This is a genomic window from Rubellimicrobium roseum, assembly GCF_006152145.1.
GTDB lineage: Bacteria > Pseudomonadota > Alphaproteobacteria > Rhodobacterales > Rhodobacteraceae > Rubellimicrobium > Rubellimicrobium roseum.
On record NZ_VDFV01000042.1, the window covers coordinates 1 to 19,099 of the forward strand.

Consider the following 19,099-nt stretch of genomic DNA (forward strand, 5'->3'; position numbering starts at 1 on the left):
TCACGCGCGTCGCCTGACCTCGAGGGGAAAGGGGCGAACTCGGCCTCAACTCGAGTTGCGCAACAACGCCTCACCGACCTGTACTCCCATCGGGCGCGCCGGCTCGCTCAGACGTTCTGGACCGCGTACCACAAGCAGGCCCGCGCCATGCGGCTGCTGGGGGCCTCGCGCCTGGGTATGACCCTGGCCGACGACAGTGAGATTCTCGTCGTGGATCTGGCCGCCTGCACGGTCGTGGTCACCGCCTTGTCGCGTCTGGGTCTGTCAGCAGCGGCCCTGAAGGCCATGCGCATCAAGGATGCTTGCGCCTATGAGCTCCTGCAGGACGCCGCCGAAGCCTATGGTCGCTCCAGCGCCTTGAGGGACGAGTTGGGTGGGCCGGGGTCGGCCGCGTTCCCCCACCTCCGGGCGGTGCTGGCGAACGCCGCCTGACAGCTAGGGAATGTCGTCCAGGCCGTGGCGCCAACCAACAAAGCCATAAGGATCCGCGGTTCGTGGGTAAGGTGCTGGCGACCCTGGCGCGAGAGGGCTTTGCTCCCTCCCGCTTGTCGGTCGAGATCACCGAGACCGGCCTCATCGAGAACACGGAGGTGGCGCGCCGGACCATCGAGGCCCTGAACAGCCACGGCGTTCAGGAGGTCCTCGAATACGTATCGCGTGACCGCTGGCCCGTGCCGATCCGGCATCGGGTCTCCTGCCGTTAACCGGATCTTCACCCGCGTCGGACATCCTCGACTTACCGCGATTCGGGGCCGCCACCCCGATGAGGCTGCGGACGCCCCGCCAGGCGTCCCTGCCGCAGGAGGGAGAAGCTGCGCCCGACCGGCAAGGCCCACGCCGGAAGCGCGAAAGCGGCGACGGGTCGCCCCGCCGCCGCTCCGGTCCCTCGCTCCTGGTGGGGCGTTCAGCGCCCCATCCAGCCTCCGTCCACGGTCAGGATCGTGCCGCTGACGTAGTCCGACGCCTTCGACGCCAGGAACACCGCAGGCCCGCCGAAGTCCTCGGGCGTGCCCCAGCGGCCTGCCGGGATGCGGCCCAGGATCGACGCGGACCGCTCCGGGTCGTTGCGCAGCGCCTCGGTGTTGTCGGTGGCGATGTAGCCCGGCGCGATGGCGTTGACGTTGATGCCCTTGCCCGCCCATTCGTTGGCGAAGGCCATGGTGAGCTGGCCCACGCCGCCTTTTGAGGCCGCATAGCCCGGCACGTTGATCCCGCCCTGGAAGGTCAGGAGCGACGCCGTGAAGATGATCTTGCCCTTGGTTCCCCGCGCGATCATGCCCCGGCCCACGGCCTGGGTCAGCAGGAACTGCGCGTTGAGGTTCGTCTCGATGACCTCGTCCCACATCTCCTCGGGGTGGTCCGCGGCGGGCGTCCGCTTGATGGTGCCCGCGTTGTTCACGAGGATGTCGATGGGCCGCGCCTCCATCTCGGCCGCGAAGCGCTTCAGCGCCTGACGGTCCGCGAAGTTGACGGCGTGGCCCTCGAACTTGCGGCCCATGGCGCGGATCTTCACGCCCACCTCGCCGCCGTCGGCCTCCATCTGCGCCGAGGCGCCGATGATGTCGGCCCCCGCCGCCGCCAGCGCCAGCGCCATGCCCGCGCCGATGCCGCGCCGCGCGCCGGTGACGAGGGCGGTCTTGCCCGAAAGGTCGAACAGGTTCACGCCGTCTCTCCGATCCTGATGAGCGTCTTCATGGCCGTCGCGTTGCCGTCCAGCGCCTCGAAGGCCTGCTGGACCGACGCCAGCGGGTGCCGGTCGGTGATGAGCCGTGCGACGTCCAAGCCCTCCGCGATCATCTCGATGGCGCGGTCGTAGTCGGCGGCCTCGTAGACGCGGGCGCCGACCATCTCCAGCTCGCGCCAGAAGAAGCGGAACAGGTCCACCTGCGCGGGCTTGGCGTGGATCGCCACCATGCAGATGCGCCCCCGCGTCGCGGCGGCGGCGGTCATCAGGTCCACGCCGGGCTGGGTGCCCGACACCTCGAAGACCACGTCGGCGCCCTTGGTCCCCGTGATCTCCATGACCTGCTCGGCCACGTTGCCCTCGCGCGGGTTGAGCCCGGTGAAGCCCATCTCGGCCGCCATATTCAGGCGGTTCGCGTTGATCTCCGACAGGATGACCTTCGCGCCCTCGGCCTGCGCGACCATGGCGATCAGCATCCCGATGGGGCCGCCGCCGATGACCAGCGCCGTCTCGCCCGCCTGCAGGCGCGCCCGCTTCACGTCATGCACCGCGACCGCCAGCGGCTCGATCATCGCCGCCGTTTCCAGCGACATGTCGGCGGGCAGCTTGTGGACGGTGTAGGCGGGGACGTTCCACTTCTCCTGCAGCGCCCCGTCGGTGTCGAGCCCGAGGAACTTCAGCCGGTGGCAGATGTGCTGATAGCCCGCCTGGCAGGCCGGGCATTCGCCGCAATGCGCGAGCGGGCGCACCACCACGCGGTCGCCGGGCGCGAAGCCCTCGACGCCCTCGCCCAGGGCGGCCACGGTGCCGGACATCTCATGCCCGATCACGCGATGGTTCCCCACCCGCGCGTCCATGTTGCCGTGGAAGACGTGCATGTCGGTGCCGCAGATGCCGACATAGGCCACGTCGATCTGCACCTCGCCCGCGGCGGGGGCCGGGGCCTCCTTCGGCTCCAGCGTGAAGGTCTTGTGGCCCGTGTAGAAGGCCGCCTGGATGGTCATGGTGTCACTCCTTGTCTCAGGCCGCCTGGACCGCATAGGGCGCGAGCTTGTCCCAGGCGAACTCGACGCCCGTGCCGGGCGTGTCGGGGGCGATGGCATGGAGCCCGTCGAGCACCAGAGGCCGCGTCGTGTACTTGTCGATGGGGAAGCTGTGGACCTCAAGCCACCCCGCGTTGGGCTGCGCGCCCACGAGGCTCACGTGAAGCTCCTGCATCCCGTGGCTGCAAGCGGGAATGCCGGCTTGGGCGCACAGCTTCGCCGCCCGCAGCCAGCCCGTCACGCCGCCGCAGTTGGAGGCGTCGGGCTGCGCGTAGGACAGCTTGGCCCATTGCACGGCATTCTGGAATTCCTCCAGCGTGTGGAAGTTCTCGCCGCTCGCGATCGGCACGCCGGTCTCCTCGGCGATGCGGGCGGTGCCCAGGTAGTCGCCGGGCTCGGTCGGTTCCTCGAACCAGGTCAGGTCGAGATCCTTCATCGCCTTCCCCGCCCGGATCGCGGTCTCCACGTCCCAGCCATAGTTGGCGTCGATCATGAACTTCCGGTCGGGACCCAGCAGCTCGCGCACGCGGCGCGCCCGCTCGATGTCCTCCTCCAGCGTGGGCTGGCCGACCTTGATCTTCACGGCCCGGAAGCCTTCGTCCATGAAGCCCTGCACGTCGTGCAGGAGCCGGTCGAGCGTGAAGTTGAGGTCGATGGCGCCGCGATAGGCCATGGAGCGGTTGGACGCGCCCCCGGCCATGCGCCAGAGCGGCTCACCGGCCACCTTGCAACGCAGGTCCCAGAGCGCCACGTCGCAGGCCGAGATCGCGAAGCTCGCGATTCCGCCTCGGCCCACGTAGTGCAGGTGGACCTGCATCCCGTCGTTCAGCGCCTCGACCTCCGTGGCGTCCCGGCCCAGGAGATAGGGCCGCAGGTCGTGGTTCACCATGGCGAGGATCGCGCGCCCGCCCTTGCCGCCGGTGTAGGTGTAGCCCGTGCCCTCCCGCCCGTCCTCCGTGCGGATGGTCACGGTGACGAGCTCGAAATGGGTGTGGAGGCCGTGCATGGCGTCCCCCATGGATTCGCCCAGCGGCACGCGGAACAGGCGCGCCTGGAGGTCGGTGATCGTGCGGGTCATGGAATTCAGGCCTTGGAGGGTTGCGGGCGGGCGAGCCGCACCTGGAGAAGGATCACGACAAGGAGGAAGGCGCCCCGGATCACCGATTGCCAGTAGGCGGAGAGCGAGATGACGCCGAGGCCGTTCTCGAAGTTGAGCATGTTGAAGACGAGCCCGAAAAGGAGCGCGCCCGCCACGGTGGCCGGGATCGAGCCCATGCCCCCGGTCAGGAGCGTGCCGCCCACCACCACCGACGCGATGGCCGCGAGTTCCCAGCCCTGGCCCTCCAGCGGCTGGCCCGCCCCGTAGCCCGAGGCGAGGAACACGCCCGCGAGCCCCGCGCAGGCGCCCGAGAAGAGGTACACGAACACGAGCGCGCGCGAGGTCTTGAGTCCCATCAGGTGCGCCGCCTCGGCGTTGCCGCCCACCGCCAGGATCGTGCGCCCGAGCGAGGTCTTTTCCAGCACGGCCCAGGCCACGACCACCACGGCGGCCGCCACGAGGATGGTCCAGGGCAGCACCGGCCCGAGCTTGTTCATGCCGAGCGCGGTGAAGTCCGAGGTCCAGTCCACCGACACCGCCTGCCTGTCCGACACGATCAGCGCCACGCCCCGCGCCGCGAGCATGGTGGCGAGCGTCGCCATGAAGGGCGGCAGCCGCAGCCCGACGATGAGGCCCGAGTTGAGCAGGCCCGCCACGAGCCCCGTCAGGACCCCGGCGGGCAGCGCCACGATCAGGCCCAGGGGGCTCAGGAGCGCGGCCACGACCGAGGCCAGCGCGGCCACCGCGCCCACCGACAGGTCGATGCCTCCCGTCATGATCACGAGGCACATGCCCACCGAGATCAGGACGAACATCGAGTTGTACTGAAGGAACGAGCTGATGTTGTAGGCCGACAGGAAGTTGTCGTAGCGCCAGGCGCCCAGCGCGATCAGCAGGGCCAGCGCCACCCAGACCGTCAGGTGCGTGCCCCCGCCCAGCGGGCGCATGAAGCGGCGGAGGTTGAGGTCGAGCGGCTCGGCCGTCATGTGCGCCTCCGGCTGTCCTGGAGATAGACGGCGATGACGATGATCGCGGCCGTCACGATGTAGGTGGCCTCGTCGGGCACCCCGTTGGCGATGAGCGTGTAGCCCACGAGCTGGATGAACACGGCGCCGAGCAGCGTCCCGAGGATGGGCGCACGGCCGCCCGAGAGCGCGGCGCCCCCCACCACGGCGGCGGCGATGGCGTCGAGCTCCATGAGGTTGCCCACCCGTGCCGCGTCCGAGGCCGAGTTGATGGCCACGACGATGAGCCCAGCCAGGCCCGCGAGCATCGAGCAGATCATGTAGGTGGCGATCTTGACCCGCGCGACCGGCGTGCCTGCCAGCGCCGCAGCGCGCTCGTTGCCGCCGATGGACAGCAGGTACCGCCCGTAGATCGTCTTGCGCACCACCAGCGCCACCACGAGCGCCAGCGCCAGCGCGATCCAGCCCTGCACGGGCAGGCCCAGGATGCGCCCGGTGCCCAGCGTGGCGAAGCCGGGGTTCGAGAAGGTCTGGAGGTTGCCGTTCGTCAGCACCAGCGCGATGCCGCGGCCCGAGATGAACAGGATCAGCGTGGCGATGATGGGCTGCACGCCCAGAAACGACACCAGCATCCCGTTGAAGAGCCCGCAGGCGGCCGCCACGAGGAGCGGCAGGGCGATGGAGGCCACGAGGCCGAGCGCGGGGCTCGCTTGGCCCCAGCCGCTCAGGAAGATGAGCGGCGCCAGCGCCCCCGCCACGGCCATGACTGCGCCCACTGACAGGTCGATGCCGCCCGTCGCGATGACCAGCGTCATGCCCAGGGCCACGATGGCGATGGGGGCGACCTGGCTCACGTTCACGGCGATGGTCTGGAGCGTCAGGAAGTTGTTGGTCAGGACGACGTTGAGCAGGATCAGCGCCGCCAGCGCGGCCACGAGGCCCAGGAAGCGGCGGTCGAGCCGCGAGCGGCGCGGGGCGGCGGGGGCCGCCCGGCCGGACAGGGTGCCGGGCTGGCTCATTCGGCGGCCTCCATGTGCGGGTGATCCGGCGGCTCGGCGATGGCGTGGATGAGCGAGGCCTCGGTCACGCCGGGGTTGTTGAGGCGGCGCACGGAGCGGCCCTCCTGCAGGACGACGATGTTGTGGGCGCCCTCGATCAGCTCCTCGAACTCCGAGGAGATCAGCAGCACGGCGCAGCCCTGCTCCACGTGCTTGGCGATGATCGACTGGATCTCGAGCTTGGCCCCCACGTCCACGCCGCGCGTCGGCTCGTCGAGGATGAGGAGCTTGGGCTCCAGCGCCAGCCATCGGGCCAGAAGGACCTTCTGCTGGTTGCCGCCCGACAATTCCCGGATCGGCTGGTCCATGTCGGCGGTGCGGATGCCCATGGCCTTGATGAAGCCCTCGACGATCTGGCGCTCGCGCGCCTCGTCCACGATCCCCATCTTGGACAGGCGGGGCAGGAGGGCGAGGGTCAGGTTCTCGCGCACCGAGAGGTCGGGGATGATCCCCTCGACCTTGCGGTCCTCGGTCAGGAAGGCGATGCCCGCGTCGATGGCCTCGCGCGGGGAGGACAGGCGCACCTCGCGCCCGCCGATCTTCAGGGAGCCGCCCGTCACCTTGTCCATGCCGAAGATGGCCCGCGCCGACTCGGTGCGGCCCGAGCCCAGGAGCCCGGCGAGCCCCACGATCTCGCCCGCCCGCACCTCGAGGTCGAGCCGCTTCAGCCGGCGGTCCGAGGACAGGCCCCTGGCCTCCAGGAAGACGGGTCCCGTGTGGGTCTGGTCGGTGGCGAGCTGCGTGCGGCCGGCGGCGCGGATCTCGTCGGGGTCGCGCCCCAGCATCCCGGCGATGAGGTCGAGCTTCGTGGTGCCCTTGATCCGCGTCTCGCCCACCGTGCGCCCGTCGCGCATGATGGTGACGCCGTCGCAGACCGCGAAGAGCTCGTCGAGGAAGTGGCTGACGTAGAGGATCGAGGTCCCGCGCTCCTTGAGCGCCCGGATCACGCCGAACAGCGTCTCGACCTCGCGTTCGTCCAGCGACGAGGTGGGCTCGTCCATGATGAGCAGCCTGGCCTCCATCGAGGCCGCGCGGCCGATGGCCACGAGCTGCTGGATCGCGGTGGGGTAGGAGCCCAGCGGCCGGTCGAGGTCGAGCTCGATCCCGAAGCGGGAGAGCACCTCGCGGGCGCGGGCGTCGGCGGCCTTCCAGTCGATGGTGCCCCAGGGCCGGCGGGGCTCGTAGCCCAGCACGATGTTCTCGGTCACGGTCCGCTGTGGGACCAGCGTCAGTTCCTGGTAGATGGTGGCGATGCCCACCCCCTGCGCGTCGCGTGGGGACCGCAGGTCCACGGCGCGACCGCCGAACCGCACCTCGCCCGCGTCGCGGCGGTAGACGCCGGTCAGGATCTTGATGAGCGTCGACTTGCCGGCGCCGTTCTGGCCGACCAGCGCATGCACCTCGCCCGGCCCGATCCGCAGGCTCGCGTCGCGCAGCGCAGGCACGCCCGCGAAGGCCTTCTGGATACCGGTCATCTGGAGGAGGGGTTCGGTCATGGCCGCGACCTTGTCTGGGGCGATCAGGCGCCACCCCGGGGTGGCGCCTGAAAAAAGGAACGGGCTCCCCCGCGCGGGAGAGCCCGCAGGGCTCAGTACGCTTCGTCGATGTGCTCGGCGGCGTTCTCGGCGGTGAAGATGCGGTCCTCGACCTTCACCCAGGGCTCGATCGTCTCGCCGGCGGCGTAGCGCTTCATCGTCTCGCAGGCGAGCGGGCCGAAGAAGGGCGAAGACTCGACGGTGACTTCCATCTTGCCGTCAATGATCGCCTGCAGCGCGTCGCGGGTGCCGTCGATCGAGTAGACGAACACGTCCTCGCCGGGCTTCCGGCCGGCGGCTTCCAGCGCCTGGATGGCGCCGATCGCCATCTCGTCGTTGTGGGCGTAGACGATGTTCACGTCGGGATGCGCCTGGAGCAGCGTCTCCATGACCTGCCGGCCCTCGTCGCGGGCGAAGTCGCCCGAGCGCGATTCGAGGAGCTGGAACTTGTCATTGCCCGCGATGGCCTCGTCGAAGCCCGACTTGCGGTCGTTGGCGGGCGAAGAGCCCGTGGTGCCTTCGAGCTGGATGATGAGGCCCTGCTCGCCCTCGAAGTTCTCCATCATGTACTCGGCGGCGCGGCGGCCTTGGTCCACGAAGTCCGAACCCAGGAAGGCCACGTAGTCACGGCCGGCCTGCGCGACGTTCGGATCGACCGAGCGGTCCACCAGGAAGGTGGGGATGCCGGCGGCCTTGGCTCGCATCACGGCGGGGATGAGCGGGCTTTCCTCGCGCGGCGGCAGGAACAGCACGTCGATGCCCTGCGCGATCATCGAATCCACGTCCGCCACCTGCTTGGCGGCCGAGCCGCCCGCGTCGGTGACGATCAGGTTCCAGCCACAGGTCGCGGCGGTGTCCTGAAAGGACTTGGTCTCGGCGATCCGCCAGGGGTTGTTGGACTCGCTCTGGGCGAAGCCCACGGTGTAGCTGTCCTTCTGCTCCAGCGGGGGCAGGTCCTGCGCCTGCGCCAGGCCGGTCAGGCCCAGGGTCGCGGCCAGCGCCGAAGCGCCCAGCAGGAAACGTCTCTTCATGTTAGTCCTCCCGATCATCGCCACCCTCCTCCGGGCGGCATTCCTCCGGGACCTGTTGTCAGGCCCAGTTCACGTACATGGTCTTCTTCCGGAGATACCCGTCGAAGCCCCATTTCCCGTCCTCCCCGCCCAGGCCCGACAGGCCCCAGCCGGAGTGGAAGCCCTGCACCAGCTCCCCGTTGGTGCGGTTGCAGTAGATCTCGCCGAAGTTCAGGCTTTCCGCGGCCTGGAACACCCGCTTGAGGTTTGCCGACCAGACATAGGCCGAGAGCCCGTAGTCCGAGTCGTTGGCCAGCGTGAGCGCCTCCTCGTAGGAGCCCACGCGCTTGGCGGCGACGACGGGCCCGAAGACCTCGTCCTTCATCACCGGCACGTCGTTCGAGCGCACCTCGAGCACCGTGGGCGCCATGAAGTGTCCGTGCTCGTAGCGGCCCTCCTTGAGGGGTCCTCCGCGCAGCAGAACCTCGGCGCCGGCCTTGATCGAGGCCAGGGTCATCGCCTCGACCTTCTCGACCTCGCCGCCCGAGACCTTCGGCCCGAGGTCGGGATCGTCCATCCCCGGCCCGATGCTCAGCGCCCCGGCCTTCTCAACGAAGCGCGCGAGGAACTCGTCCGCGATGGCCTCGTGCAGGTACATCCGCTCGTTGCAGGTGCAGATCTGCCCGCAGTTGGTGAAGCGCGCGGCGACCGCGGCCTCCACGGCGCGGCCCAGGTCCGCGTCCTCCATGACGATGAAGGGGGCCTTGCCGCCCAGCTCCAAGCGCAGGTTCTTGATGCCCTTCGCGCCCGTCGCATAGATCTCGCGCCCCGCACGGGTCGAGCCGGTCATGGTGGTCATGTCCGCGCCCTCGACCAGCGCCGCGCCCACGTTGCGCCCGTCGCCGGTGACGACGTTGACAACGCCCGCGGGCAGCCCCACCCGCTCGGCCAGGGCAGCCAGTGCCAGGCCAGACAAGGGGGTGAACTCGTGCGCCTTGAGGACGAAGGTGTTGCCCGCCACCAGCGCGGGCCCGAGCTTGCGGCCCGCGAGCGCGGACGGATAGTTCCAGGCCGTGAGGCCCGCCACGACGCCGTGGGGCAGGCGGCGGATCCAGATCTCCTCGTTGGGGGCGTCCGAGGGCAGGATCTCGCCCTCGATGCGCCGCGCCCATTCGGCGGCGAAGCGCAGGAAGGTCTCGGTCGCGCCGATCTCGCCTCTGGCCTGCCCAATGGGCTTGCCCTGCTCGGCCACGACGATGCGGGCCAGCAACTCGGTCTCGGCGTGCACCGCATCGGCGAGCGCCAGCACCGCGCGGCCGCGCTCGACCGCCGGAAGGGCGGCCCAGGCGGGCTGGGCGCGGCGGGCAGCGTCCAGCGCCTCCTCGGCATGGGCGCGGGTGCCCTGGGGCGTGGTGGCGATCGCGCGGCCGGTGGCCGGGTCCTCCACCTCGTCGACCCCCAGGCCGCTGGCGTCCCGCCACTGGCCGTCGATGAACATGCGCGCCGCCAGGGGCTGCGCGTCGGAAAGCAGGGTGCGGAAGGCGTCAAGCACGCTCAGAGCGTCCTTTGGTATGACCAAACTGACGATATAGGGACCCATCTAGGCGGGCAGGTCAAGGCCGATTCCGCCCAATCGGCTAAGTTCTGCTGTGAGAGCGCTAACAGTATAGGGCTCTCACTTCCCAATTGCAGCAGAGATGCGGCCCGTTATAGTCAGACCAAGATGATGAGGCTATGTCAGGATGAATGACCAAACCGCCGTCCTGCGAAGCGGAGAGCGCGCCGCCGATGCCGTCGCACGCGAGATCGAGACGCGGATCGTCTCGGGGACCCTGCGGGACGGCGCGCATCTGCCGCCCGAGCGGGACCTGATCGACACCTACGGCGTGAGCCGCACCGTGGTGCGCGAGGCCGTGGCCCAGCTCGCCAGCCGCGGGCTCGTGGAAAGCCGCCCGCGCCACCGCCCCGTGGTGCGCCGTCCCGGCGCCGACGCCGCGCTCGCGGCCGTGAGCGGGGTCGTGGGCCATCTCCTGCGCGAGTCGGGAGGCGTGAAGAACCTCTACGACACGCGCATCCTTCTCGAAGGGGCTCTGGTGCGGCACGCCGCCCTCCAGGCGCGCAAGGACGACATCCAGGCGCTCCAGCGCGCGCTGGCCGCCAACGAGGCCGCGATCCCCGAGGCCGAGCGTTTCTATGCCACCGACGTGGCCTTCCACGCCGTGCTCTACGACATCCCCCGCAACCCGATCCTCCCGGCGGTCCACAAGGCCTTCACCGCCTGGCTGTCGGTCCATTGGGAGAAGATGCCCCGCTCGCCCGAGCGTAACCGTGTCAACTGGCTGCGCCACCGCGACATCCTCCTCGCGATCCAGGATCGCGACCCGGACGCCGCCGAGGCCGCCCTTACCTCTCACCTCAACGCCGCCTGGGAATACGTCCGCGGCTCATTCGAGGGCCCCTGACGGGCCCCAGGGAAAGACCAGACCATGTCTCGTGACGAATTCGACTACATTGTCGTGGGCGGCGGCGCCGCCGGCTGCGTGGCCGCCGCGCGGCTCGTGAACCCCGGGGGGCACCGGGTCCTGCTGCTCGAAGGGGGCTACTCGCACCGCCACCCGCTCCTCGACATGCCGCCGGGCATCTTCAAGATGATCAACGGCAGCAAGTTCATGCACTACCACACGACGCCCCCGCAGGAGCATCTGGGCGGCCGCGCCCACGACATCCCGCAGGGCAACGTGCTGGGCGGGGGCACGAGTGTCAACGCGCAGGTCTACATGCGCGGCCGCCCCTCGGACTACGAAGAGTGGAACGAAACATTACGCGGCAACAACGACGGCGCCGACTGGTCGTGGAAGGCCGTCCTCCACCACATGCGCCGGATGGAGGACAACAATCGCCTCCACAACGAATACCACAACGTGGACGGACCGCTGCAGGTCTCGGACCCCGGCCACATCGACCAGATGTCGCGCTGGTTCGTTCAGGCCGTGCAGGGCATGGGCGAGCCCTACAACCCCGATTTCAACGGCGCCCAGCAGCGGGGCGTAGGCTTCTACCAGTTCATGAACCGGCACGGGAAGCGGTCGTCCGCCGCCTATGCCTTCATCGCGCCGCTGGAGAAGGACCCGCGCCTCACGCTCAAGCTGCAGGCGCGGGCCGAGCGGGTGGTGATCGAGAACGGGCGCGCCGTGGGCGTGGTCTGGCGCGACCACAACGGCGACCAGCACACGACCTATGCGCGGAGCGAGGTCATCCTGACCGCCGGCGCGCTCATCACGCCCAAGCTCCTGATGCTCTCGGGCGTGGGCCCGGCCGACCACCTGCGCGAGCACGGCGTGCAGGTCCTCCACGACGCGCCGGGCGTAGGGCAGAACCTGATCGACCACCCCGAGGTCCCGATCATCGCCACCGCCAACGGCAAGTACGGCTACTACGGCCAGGGCGAAGGCTGGCGCATGATCATGCACGGCGTCCACTTCAAGCTCTTCGGGACGGGCGTCATCACCTCGGCGGGGGTGGAGGCCGGGGCCTTCGTGAACCCCACGAACCCCGAGGCCCCGCCCACGATCCAGGCCTTCTGCGTGCCGATCGTCTACCTCGACCGGGACCTCCTGCAGGTCATGAAGAACACCCACGGCATGACGATCACCACGGTCGTCGTGAAGCCGAGGTCGCGCGGCTGGGTGAAGCTGCGGTCCAACAACCCGGCCGACAAGCCGATCGTGTCGCCGAACCTCCTCAAGGACCCCGAGGACCTGCGCGAGATGATGGAAGGGCAGCGCTTCTTCCTGCGCGTCTTCCAGTCCGACCCGCTGCGCTCGCGCATCAAGGAGGTCAAGTTCCCCAACCCGGCCCAGCTCGACGACGAGAGCCTGGCCAACCATTGCCGCCGGATGGTCAAGACCAACTACCACCCGGCCTCGACGGCCCGGATGGGAGCGGATGGCGACCCGATGGCGGTGCTCGACGCGCGGATGCGGGTGCGCGGGATCGAAGGCCTGCGCGTAGCCGATATGTCGGCCTGCCCCAACATCAACGCGGGCAACACCACGGCCCCGGCGCTGATGCTGGGCAGCCGTTGCGCCGACTTCGTGATGGGGCTGGAGTGATCCGGCCTTCGGGGGCCTGACGCGGCCCTCGTCGCCGCGCCCGGCCCCGTCGCGGTCAGGTCCGCCTGACGGGCCGGGCGGGATCGCGCCGCACGGGCACCGGAACGGCCTGCAGCGGCAGGCGCGTCCCGCCGCGCGGGCCCTCGTCCTCGGGCTCGGCCATCCGCATGACGGCGACGCCGAACTGCACGCCGGCAAAGACGATGCCGTTGAACATCACCAGCATCACGCCGCCCAGCCACCCCATCTCGGTCCCCAGCACCAGATGGCGCAGGCCCGCGACATCAAACCCGATCAGCAGGGCGACGAAGGCGAGCGCCAGGCCGAAGCCCAGGGCCACGTTGCGGATGTAGAGACGGATCAGATGCGGCATGGCGGTCCTCCTGTCATCAACATAGGCACGGCCGCCGCGAGTTGAAGGGCCGTCCTAGCCCCTCTCGCCCGGCGGGGGGGTGGGGTGGTCGCGCCGGGTGCGCCCAGGCCTCTCGTCCGGGGGCGCGGGACGGTCGTCCCAGCGGTCCGACAGGATGCGCGCGGCGTCGCCCTTGGGGTCCTCGTATTGCCGGTGCCTCAGGGACCAGACGAAGGCCGCTAGACCCAGGAGGCCCAGGCCCAGCGACACCGGCACGAGAAAGATCAGGACATCCATCTTACTTCAGACGTAGCGCGTTGATCGTGACCGTCACGGACGACACCGACATCGCGAGCGCGGCGAGGAGCGGCGTGGCGAGCCCCACCAGCGCGATAGGCACCGACACGACGTTGTAGGCGGCCGAGAGCCAGAAGTTCTCGCGCATCCGCCGCACCGCCTGCCGCGCGATGCGCAGCGCATCCTCGACCGGAGAGATGTCGCGTCCCAGCGCCACGATGTCCGAGGCCGCCCGCGCCGCGTCCAGCGCCGAGGCCGGGGATATCGAGACCAGCGCCTCGGCCAGCGCCGCCGTGTCGTTGAGCCCGTCGCCCACCATCAGCACCCTGCGGCCCTTGGCCGAGAGCGCCTTGACATAGGCCGCCTTCTCCTCGGGCCGTGCCCCCGCGGTCCAGGCCGGGATGCCCAGCCGCCGGGCGAGCCCTTGCACGGCCCCCGCCACGTCGCCCGAGACGAGGTGCAGCTCCAGCCCCTGCTTGGCCAGCGCCGCGACCAGCGTCTCGGCCCCCGGGCGGAGCGAGTCGGCGAAGGCGAAACTCACGGGGTCGCTCGCGCCGATCCGCAGCGTCGTCGCGGTGACGTCCCCCGCCTCCGTGCCCACCCAGTCGGCGCGGCCCAGCCGCACGTGCCTGTCCTGCCAGAGACCCTCGATCCCGTGGCCCGGGACCTCGCGGATCTCGGTCACGTGCGCGGGCCGGACGCCCAGCGCGAGCGCCCCCTTGGCCAGTGCCTGCGCCAGAGGGTGCGAGGACCCTTGCGCGAGCGCCAGCGCGACCCGCAGGTCGTCGGCATCATGCGCGGCCAGATCCAGCGGCTCGGGCGCGCCCAGCGTCAGCGTCCCGGTCTTGTCGAAGACCACCGTGTCCACTTGCGCCAGCCGCTCCAGCGCCGTCCCCGACTTGATGAGAAGGCCCTTCTTGAACAGCTTGCCGCTTGCCGCCGTCACCACGGCGGGCACCGCGAGGCCCAGCGCGCAGGGGCAGGTGATGATGAGCGTCGCCGCCGAGATGTTGACGGCGAAGCGGATATCCCCGCCCGTCTGCCACATCCACCAGGCAAAGGCGCCGAAGGACAGCGTGTGCACCAGCGGCGAATAGGCCCGCGCCGCCCGGTCGGCGAGAGAGGTGTAGCGCGAGCGCGCCTCCTCGGCGACCGCGACCAGCGCCGCGATCCGCGACAGCGACGAGTCCCGCCCCGCCGCCGTGACGCGCACCGTGAGCGGCCCGGTGAGGTTCACCTCGCCCGCGCTCACCACGTCGCCCTGCGCGGCGCGTGCCGGCAACGACTCGCCGGTGAGCAGCGAGCGGTCGATCTCGCTCTGCCCGTCCGTCACCACGCCGTCCGCCGGGACCCGCGCGCCGGGGCGCACGGAGATGAGGTCGCCCACGGCGAGATCCGAGACGTTCACCGTCTCCTGGCCCTCGGCCGTGAGCCGGATGGCGCGGGGCACCTCCAGCGCGGCCAGTTCCTGCGCGGCCGACCGCGCGGCGGCCCGCGTCATGTGGTCGAGGTAACGGCCCCCGAGCAGGAAGAAGGTCAGCATCACGGCGGCATCGAAATACGCATGATGCCCGCCGTTGAACGACTCGTAGACCGAGATGCTTGAGGCCAGCACCAGCGCGAGCGAGATCGGGAAGTCCATTCCTAGCCGCCCCCGCTTCACCCCTGCCCAAGCCGAGCGGAAGAACGGCTTGCCGCTGAACAGCACCGTCGGCAGCGCGATGGCGCCCGAGATGAAGTGGAACATGTCCCGCGTCGCGTCGTCCGCGCCCGACCAGACGGCCACGGACAGCAACATGACGTTCATCATGGCGAAGAACGCCACGCCCAGCCGCATCACGAGGTCGCGCCCGATGCGGTCGTTCTCGGTCCCCGACAGCGCCACCAGATCCAGCGGCAGCGCTTCGTAGCCGAGCTTCGCCACCTCGGGGATCAGGTCCTCGGGCGTCAGCGAGCCGTCGTGGCGCACGCGCAGGCGGCGCAGGGACAGGTTCACCCGCACGGCCCGCACACCGGGGACAACGGCCAGACCCTCCTCCAGGGCCGGGATGCAGGCCGCGCAGTCGGCGCCGGGCACGGCCAGCACGATCTCGTCCTCGGCGGCGGCCTCGCCCTTGCCCTGCGCGGCGGGCGCGGTCACGCAGCCGATGCAGCCGAGCGAACCGGGGGCTTCGGTCAGGCTCATGGCGCTCACTCCACCATCAGGTCGAGCCGCTGGCGGAAGGGCGTCCCGTCCGCCGCGACCGCCTCGATCCGCAGTTCCCAATGGCCGGGGCCCACCGTCACCGGCGCGCGCCAGGCGGCCCCGTCGAAGGCCAGGGCCGGAGTCTGGTCGTCGGTGCGGACGGTCGCCCGGCCCAGCATCGCCGACAGGGTCGCCCCCCGCACCGGCGCCCCGTCCGGGCCCGTGATCGTCAGCGCCAGTTCGTCGCCCTCGATGGCGGCGCGGGCGGTCCAGCCCAGCGCCTCCTGCGCGCGCCGCTCGGCGTCGAAGCTCTGGCTCGCTACGTAGGAGTTCTTCACCTCGAGCCCGGGGAAGGTGTGCACCGCCTGATAGGCCAGCACCATGTTCACGCTGATGATGACCACGAAGAACGATGAGAAGATCGCGAAGGCCTTGGGGCCGGTGATGGGGCCGCTGAACGGGTTGGTCATGTCAGTTCGCTCCATGGAAGACGGTGTCGGCCGAGGCGCGGTCGGCGTTCGAAAGATCGGTGATCCAGAGCCGCAGGTCCGTCATCTCCTCGGTCGCGGCGGGCGTGCCCGGGGTGGCCTGGATGTAGACGCGGGCTTCGCCGGTCTGGTCGGCGGGGACGGCGATCACGCCGTTCTCCGCGCCCTCGACCACGATGGCGAAGGATTCCTCGGCGGAGTAGGACAGCGAGAAGCGCCGCTCCTCCCCGTGCTTGTTGCGGATGCGCAGGTCGTAGGCGTTGCGGATCGTGCCGTCCGACAATGTCACGTAGAGAGGGTTGCGCACGGGCGAGACGTCGATCTCGATGTCGGGCCGGACGAAGAGCGCGACCAGCAGCCCCACCCCCACCAGCGACCAGAGCGAGGTGTAGAGGATCGTCCGCGGCCGCAGGATGTGCCGCCAGACCGCCTTGGCCGTGCCGCCGGCGCGTTCCTTGCGCTCGTCCTCCAGCGTGAAGTAGTCGATGAGCCCCCGCGGCCGGCCGAGCTTGGCCATGACCTCGTCGCAGGCGTCGATGCAGAGCCCGCAGGTGATGCACTCCATCTGCTGGCCGTTGCGGATGTCGATGCCCATGGGGCAGACGTTGACGCAGGCCATGCAGTCCACGCAGTCGCCCACGGCCTTCAGCTCCACTCCCGCCGCCCCCGCCGGGGCCGGGGCCACGTCGGAGACGCCCGCCTCGGGGGCCGCGAAGGCCACCGCGCCCTCGGCCAGGGCCTTCTCCTGCGCCCGGAAGGCCGGGGGCTGGCCCGCGCGCGCCTTGCTGGCCTTGCCGCGCGGCTCGCCCCGCCAGTCGCGGTAGCCGATGGTGATCGTCTCCTCGTCCATCATCGCAGCCTGGATGCGCGGCCAGGGGCAGGCGTAGATGCAGACCTGCTCGCGGAAGAAGCCGCCGAACAGGAAGGTCGTGGCCGTGAGGATCACCAGCGTCGTGTAGGCCACCGGATGCGCTTGGCCCGTCGCGAGGTCCCGCAGCAGCGTCGGCGCGTCGGCGAAGTAGAAGACCCAGGCCCCCCCGGTGGCGAGCCCGATCAGCAGCCAGATCGCCCACTTGGTCGCGCGCAGCCGGGCCTTGGTGAAGGACCAGGGCGCGTTCCAGAGGCGGACGCGGGCGTTGCGGTCCCCCTCGACCCAGCGCTCGGTCAGGATGAAGAGGTCGGTCCAGACCGTCTGCGGGCAGGCATAGCCGCACCACACCCGCCCCAGCGCCGAGGTGAAGAGGAAAAGCCCCAACCCCGCCATGATGAGGAGGCCCGCGACGAAGTAGAACTCGTGCGGCCAGATCTCGACCCAGAAGAAGAAGAAGCGCCGGCTGGCCAGATCCACCAGCACCGCCTGGTCGGGCAGCATCGGCCCACGGTCCCAGCGGATCCAGGGCGTCAGGTAGTAGATGCCCAGGGTCACCGCCATGATGACCCATTTCAGCGTGCGGAACTTGCCCGAGACCCGGCGGGGGAACACGGGCTCCCGTGCGGCATAGAGGGAGGGCGTGCTGGTCTGGCTCATGATGCGCTTCCCGGCGATCTTGTTCTGCCGTCCGTCATGCGGCGGACCGGGCCGGGGCGCCTTGACATGGATCAACCGCGCCGCACCTGCGGGGCAGGGGGGTGCGGCAGGAGAGCGCAGGACGGCCCATGACGCAGATGACGGACCCCGCGCCCGACCACCCCATCCCCGACCTGACCAAGCCCGAGATCCCGCGCCTGGGCCCTGCCGACATCGGCGCCCTGGCCCATCTCTACCGGGCCGAGGTCTATCGCGGCACCGTCTGGCGCTCGCGCCTCGACACCACCACGAACTGGTCCATCGTCACGCTGGGCCTCGCGCTCTCGCTCACCTACGCCGCGCCCGAGGCGTCGGCGCTGCCGCTCCTCCTAGTGGGCATCCTGATCCTCGTGTTCCTCTTCATCGAGGCGCGCCGCTACCGCTACTTCAACGTCTGGCGCGCCCGCTCGCGCCTGATCGAGTCGAACTTCCTCGTCCCCATGCTGGAGGGGACGACCGAGTCCGGCGAATGGCGCGGGCTCCTCGCGGGCGAGTACCGCGAGCCGCACTACCCGATCTCCATGCTCGCCGCCGTCTCGCGGCGGGTCCGCAGCAACTACATCTACATCCTCCTCGTCCAGACGCTCGCCTACATGGGCAAGCTCGTCGAGCATCCGACACCTGCGACCGACTGGGCCGACTTGCCCCGCCGCGCGGCCATCGGTCCGCTGCCGGGCTGGATCGTGCTGTCGGTGATGGGGATCTACGTGGCGACCTGGGTCAGTCTGGCAGCCCTCGCCTATCTCGGCGGCGGGCCGGACGCCGACGACGACGAACCCGAGGGCTGACGGGTCAGGAATCCCCGCCTTGGCCGCGCGACCGTCTCTGCGGCAAAAGGACGCCCATAGGACGGCAGGGATTTGTTCCATGGGCTTCTTCGATTTCTTCACCGGGCGCCGGGCGCCCCCGGAGGGCACGCCCCGGCTCGACGCCGGCAGCCTGCGCGCGGCCCTTCTCGCCCTCGACCGCGACGGCGCCCCCTTCCGGGTGCGCGAGGGCCTGCGCGAGGGCGCGGATCTCGTCGCCGAATGGCGGGTGGTCGACGCGCCGTGGTCCGACCTCTTCGCCCAGGCGGGGGTCAAGAAGGTGACGCAGGTGCTCCTGCGGCTCGACGACCTTCTGGGCGAGGTCCGCACCGTGGACCGCGACTGGGAGGTCGAATGGCGCGCGGGACTGCCCCAGCTTTCCTGGGCCGCCGAGTCCTTCCGCGGCCAGACGATCGAGCTGGCCTGGGCCACGGGCATCGCCTTCCGCGAGGAGGACCCGCGCGACGGCCAAGTCCACGAGTACCGCTTCCAGACCCGCGAGCTGAAGGCGCCCTTGCAGGAGATCGTGGCCGCCCACGGCTGGACCTGGCGACCCGTCGCCTTCGGCCGCCTCTGACGCCGTTCTCCGGAACGGACGCGCCCGCCCTGCCGGGGCGGGGGCTCTCTCTTTTTTCATGCACCCTTTGATACGGATGATCGCCATGACCACCCTGACCGCTCCGCAGAGCCTCGCCACCGCCCGTCGTCCCGGCGGGCCTGACCGCCTCGCCGCCTTGCGCGCCCTCGCGCGTCGCATGGCCGCCGTCGCCCGGACCGGGCACGCCCGCCACGACCTGCGGCATCTCCCGGACCGCATGCTGGCCGACATGGGCCTGACCCGCGCCGATCTCGACCGGCTCTGAGCAACAAAAAAAGCGGCCCCCGAAGGGGCCGCCAG

At 70.3% G+C, this 19,099-nt stretch carries 19 protein-coding genes and 1 pseudogene; 7 read left to right on the plus strand and 13 right to left on the minus strand.

Annotated elements, in window-relative coordinates; translation table 11 throughout:
• A partial coding sequence (locus tag FHG71_RS18330; RefSeq protein ID WP_218014151.1) for a hypothetical protein occupies nucleotides 1-432 on the plus strand: 432 nt, incomplete at its 5' end.
• 62 nt (nucleotides 433-494) lie between these two features.
• Nucleotides 495-704, plus strand: a complete 210-nt coding sequence (locus tag FHG71_RS18335; protein ID WP_176559495.1) for a hypothetical protein — start codon at nucleotides 495-497, stop codon at nucleotides 702-704.
• Nucleotides 705-904: 200 nt separating this feature from the next.
• Here the strand turns inward: FHG71_RS18335 and FHG71_RS18340 are convergent, their stop codons facing one another.
• The 8 genes from FHG71_RS18340 to FHG71_RS18375 form a co-directional block, all read right to left on the minus strand.
• On the minus strand, nucleotides 905-1,663 hold the full coding sequence (locus tag FHG71_RS18340; RefSeq protein WP_139083151.1) for an SDR family oxidoreductase: 759 nt from the start codon (nucleotides 1,661-1,663) through the stop codon (nucleotides 905-907).
• On the minus strand, nucleotides 1,660-2,688 hold the full coding sequence (locus FHG71_RS18345) for a zinc-dependent alcohol dehydrogenase (RefSeq protein WP_139083152.1): 1,029 nt from the start codon (nucleotides 2,686-2,688) through the stop codon (nucleotides 1,660-1,662). Before FHG71_RS18345 ends, FHG71_RS18340 begins: the two co-directional genes overlap by 4 nt.
• A 16-nt stretch (nucleotides 2,689-2,704) precedes the next feature.
• Nucleotides 2,705-3,805: a mandelate racemase/muconate lactonizing enzyme family protein gene (locus FHG71_RS18350; RefSeq protein ID WP_139083153.1), complete on the minus strand. Its 1,101-nt coding sequence runs from the start codon at nucleotides 3,803-3,805 to the stop codon at nucleotides 2,705-2,707.
• Between the two features lie 5 nt (nucleotides 3,806-3,810).
• Nucleotides 3,811-4,812 (minus strand): ABC transporter permease, encoded by a 1,002-nt coding sequence (locus FHG71_RS18355; protein ID WP_246045508.1) that lies wholly within the window; start codon nucleotides 4,810-4,812, stop codon nucleotides 3,811-3,813.
• A complete protein-coding gene (locus tag FHG71_RS18360; protein WP_139083154.1) occupies nucleotides 4,809-5,810 on the minus strand; it encodes an ABC transporter permease in 1,002 nt (333 codons plus the stop codon). Before FHG71_RS18360 ends, FHG71_RS18355 begins: the two co-directional genes overlap by 4 nt.
• The gene (locus FHG71_RS18365) at nucleotides 5,807-7,345 is read right to left on the minus strand and encodes a sugar ABC transporter ATP-binding protein (protein WP_246045509.1); all 1,539 of its coding nucleotides are present in this window, start codon (nucleotides 7,343-7,345) and stop codon (nucleotides 5,807-5,809) included. Before FHG71_RS18365 ends, FHG71_RS18360 begins: the two co-directional genes overlap by 4 nt.
• Before the next feature lie 92 nt (nucleotides 7,346-7,437).
• Nucleotides 7,438-8,415 (minus strand): ABC transporter substrate-binding protein, encoded by a 978-nt coding sequence (locus FHG71_RS18370; protein ID WP_139083155.1) that lies wholly within the window; start codon nucleotides 8,413-8,415, stop codon nucleotides 7,438-7,440.
• A 58-nt stretch (nucleotides 8,416-8,473) separates the two neighbouring features.
• Entirely contained in the window at nucleotides 8,474-9,946 is a 1,473-nt protein-coding gene (locus FHG71_RS18375) for an aldehyde dehydrogenase family protein (protein WP_218014152.1), read from the minus strand.
• Between the two features lie 190 nt (nucleotides 9,947-10,136).
• Between FHG71_RS18375 and FHG71_RS18380 the strand changes: the two genes are divergently transcribed.
• Both FHG71_RS18380 and FHG71_RS18385 read left to right on the plus strand, forming a co-directional pair.
• Nucleotides 10,137-10,856 (plus strand): FCD domain-containing protein, encoded by a 720-nt coding sequence (locus FHG71_RS18380; RefSeq protein WP_139083156.1) that lies wholly within the window; start codon nucleotides 10,137-10,139, stop codon nucleotides 10,854-10,856.
• A gap of 24 nt (nucleotides 10,857-10,880) precedes the next feature.
• A complete protein-coding gene (locus FHG71_RS18385) occupies nucleotides 10,881-12,506 on the plus strand; it encodes a GMC family oxidoreductase (protein ID WP_139083157.1) in 1,626 nt (541 codons plus the stop codon).
• Between the two features lie 55 nt (nucleotides 12,507-12,561).
• Here FHG71_RS18385 and FHG71_RS18390 read toward each other — a convergent pair whose 3' ends face one another.
• From FHG71_RS18390 to FHG71_RS18410, 5 genes and pseudogenes are all read right to left on the minus strand, one after another.
• Nucleotides 12,562-12,879 (minus strand): hypothetical protein, encoded by a 318-nt coding sequence (locus FHG71_RS18390; RefSeq protein ID WP_139083158.1) that lies wholly within the window; start codon nucleotides 12,877-12,879, stop codon nucleotides 12,562-12,564.
• Between the two features lie 120 nt (nucleotides 12,880-12,999).
• Nucleotides 13,000-13,155 (minus strand): annotated as a pseudogene (ccoS, locus tag FHG71_RS18395) (cbb3-type cytochrome oxidase assembly protein CcoS); the annotation flags it as partial.
• Between the two features lies 1 nt (nucleotide 13,156).
• Complete coding sequence (locus FHG71_RS18400; RefSeq protein WP_139083160.1) at nucleotides 13,157-15,340, minus strand: heavy metal translocating P-type ATPase; 2,184 nt, start codon at nucleotides 15,338-15,340, stop codon at nucleotides 13,157-13,159.
• Nucleotides 15,341-15,345: 5 nt separating this feature from the next.
• Nucleotides 15,346-15,810, minus strand: coding sequence for a FixH family protein (locus FHG71_RS18405; protein WP_139083161.1), 465 nt, complete (start codon nucleotides 15,808-15,810; stop codon nucleotides 15,346-15,348).
• Between the two features lies 1 nt (nucleotide 15,811).
• Nucleotides 15,812-17,356, minus strand: coding sequence for an RdxA/RdxB/FixG family protein (locus FHG71_RS18410; protein ID WP_139083162.1), 1,545 nt, complete (start codon nucleotides 17,354-17,356; stop codon nucleotides 15,812-15,814).
• A 128-nt stretch (nucleotides 17,357-17,484) separates the two neighbouring features.
• Between FHG71_RS18410 and FHG71_RS18415 the strand changes: the two genes are divergently transcribed.
• From FHG71_RS18415 to FHG71_RS18425, 3 genes are all read left to right on the plus strand, one after another.
• Nucleotides 17,485-18,183, plus strand: a complete 699-nt coding sequence (locus tag FHG71_RS18415) for a DUF2270 domain-containing protein (RefSeq protein WP_246045510.1) — start codon at nucleotides 17,485-17,487, stop codon at nucleotides 18,181-18,183.
• A 79-nt stretch (nucleotides 18,184-18,262) separates the two neighbouring features.
• Complete coding sequence (locus FHG71_RS18420) at nucleotides 18,263-18,778, plus strand: hypothetical protein (protein WP_139083163.1); 516 nt, start codon at nucleotides 18,263-18,265, stop codon at nucleotides 18,776-18,778.
• Between the two features lie 85 nt (nucleotides 18,779-18,863).
• Complete coding sequence (locus FHG71_RS18425; RefSeq protein ID WP_176559496.1) at nucleotides 18,864-19,064, plus strand: YjiS-like domain-containing protein; 201 nt, start codon at nucleotides 18,864-18,866, stop codon at nucleotides 19,062-19,064.
• Nucleotides 19,065-19,099 lie beyond the last annotated feature (35 nt).

Coding starts and splice junctions, on each gene's coding strand:
- FHG71_RS18345 (WP_139083152.1), bottom strand. CDS start 2,688: ATGACCATCCAGGCGGCCTTCTACACGGGCCACAAGACCTTCACGCTG.
- FHG71_RS18405 (WP_139083161.1), bottom strand. CDS start 15,810: ATGACCAACCCGTTCAGCGGCCCCATCACCGGCCCCAAGGCCTTCGCG.
- FHG71_RS18400 (WP_139083160.1), bottom strand. CDS start 15,340: ATGAGCCTGACCGAAGCCCCCGGTTCGCTCGGCTGCATCGGCTGCGTG.
- FHG71_RS18425 (WP_176559496.1), top strand. CDS start 18,864: ATGACCACCCTGACCGCTCCGCAGAGCCTCGCCACCGCCCGTCGTCCC.
- FHG71_RS18415 (WP_246045510.1), top strand. CDS start 17,485: ATGACGCAGATGACGGACCCCGCGCCCGACCACCCCATCCCCGACCTG.
- FHG71_RS18420 (WP_139083163.1), top strand. CDS start 18,263: ATGGGCTTCTTCGATTTCTTCACCGGGCGCCGGGCGCCCCCGGAGGGC.
- FHG71_RS18390 (WP_139083158.1), bottom strand. CDS start 12,879: ATGCCGCATCTGATCCGTCTCTACATCCGCAACGTGGCCCTGGGCTTC.
- FHG71_RS18360 (WP_139083154.1), bottom strand. CDS start 5,810: ATGAGCCAGCCCGGCACCCTGTCCGGCCGGGCGGCCCCCGCCGCCCCG.
- FHG71_RS18410 (WP_139083162.1), bottom strand. CDS start 17,356: ATGAGCCAGACCAGCACGCCCTCCCTCTATGCCGCACGGGAGCCCGTG.
- FHG71_RS18370 (WP_139083155.1), bottom strand. CDS start 8,415: ATGAAGAGACGTTTCCTGCTGGGCGCTTCGGCGCTGGCCGCGACCCTG.
- FHG71_RS18355 (WP_246045508.1), bottom strand. CDS start 4,812: ATGACGGCCGAGCCGCTCGACCTCAACCTCCGCCGCTTCATGCGCCCG.
- FHG71_RS18365 (WP_246045509.1), bottom strand. CDS start 7,345: ATGACCGAACCCCTCCTCCAGATGACCGGTATCCAGAAGGCCTTCGCG.
- FHG71_RS18380 (WP_139083156.1), top strand. CDS start 10,137: ATGAATGACCAAACCGCCGTCCTGCGAAGCGGAGAGCGCGCCGCCGAT.
- FHG71_RS18385 (WP_139083157.1), top strand. CDS start 10,881: ATGTCTCGTGACGAATTCGACTACATTGTCGTGGGCGGCGGCGCCGCC.
- FHG71_RS18350 (WP_139083153.1), bottom strand. CDS start 3,805: ATGACCCGCACGATCACCGACCTCCAGGCGCGCCTGTTCCGCGTGCCG.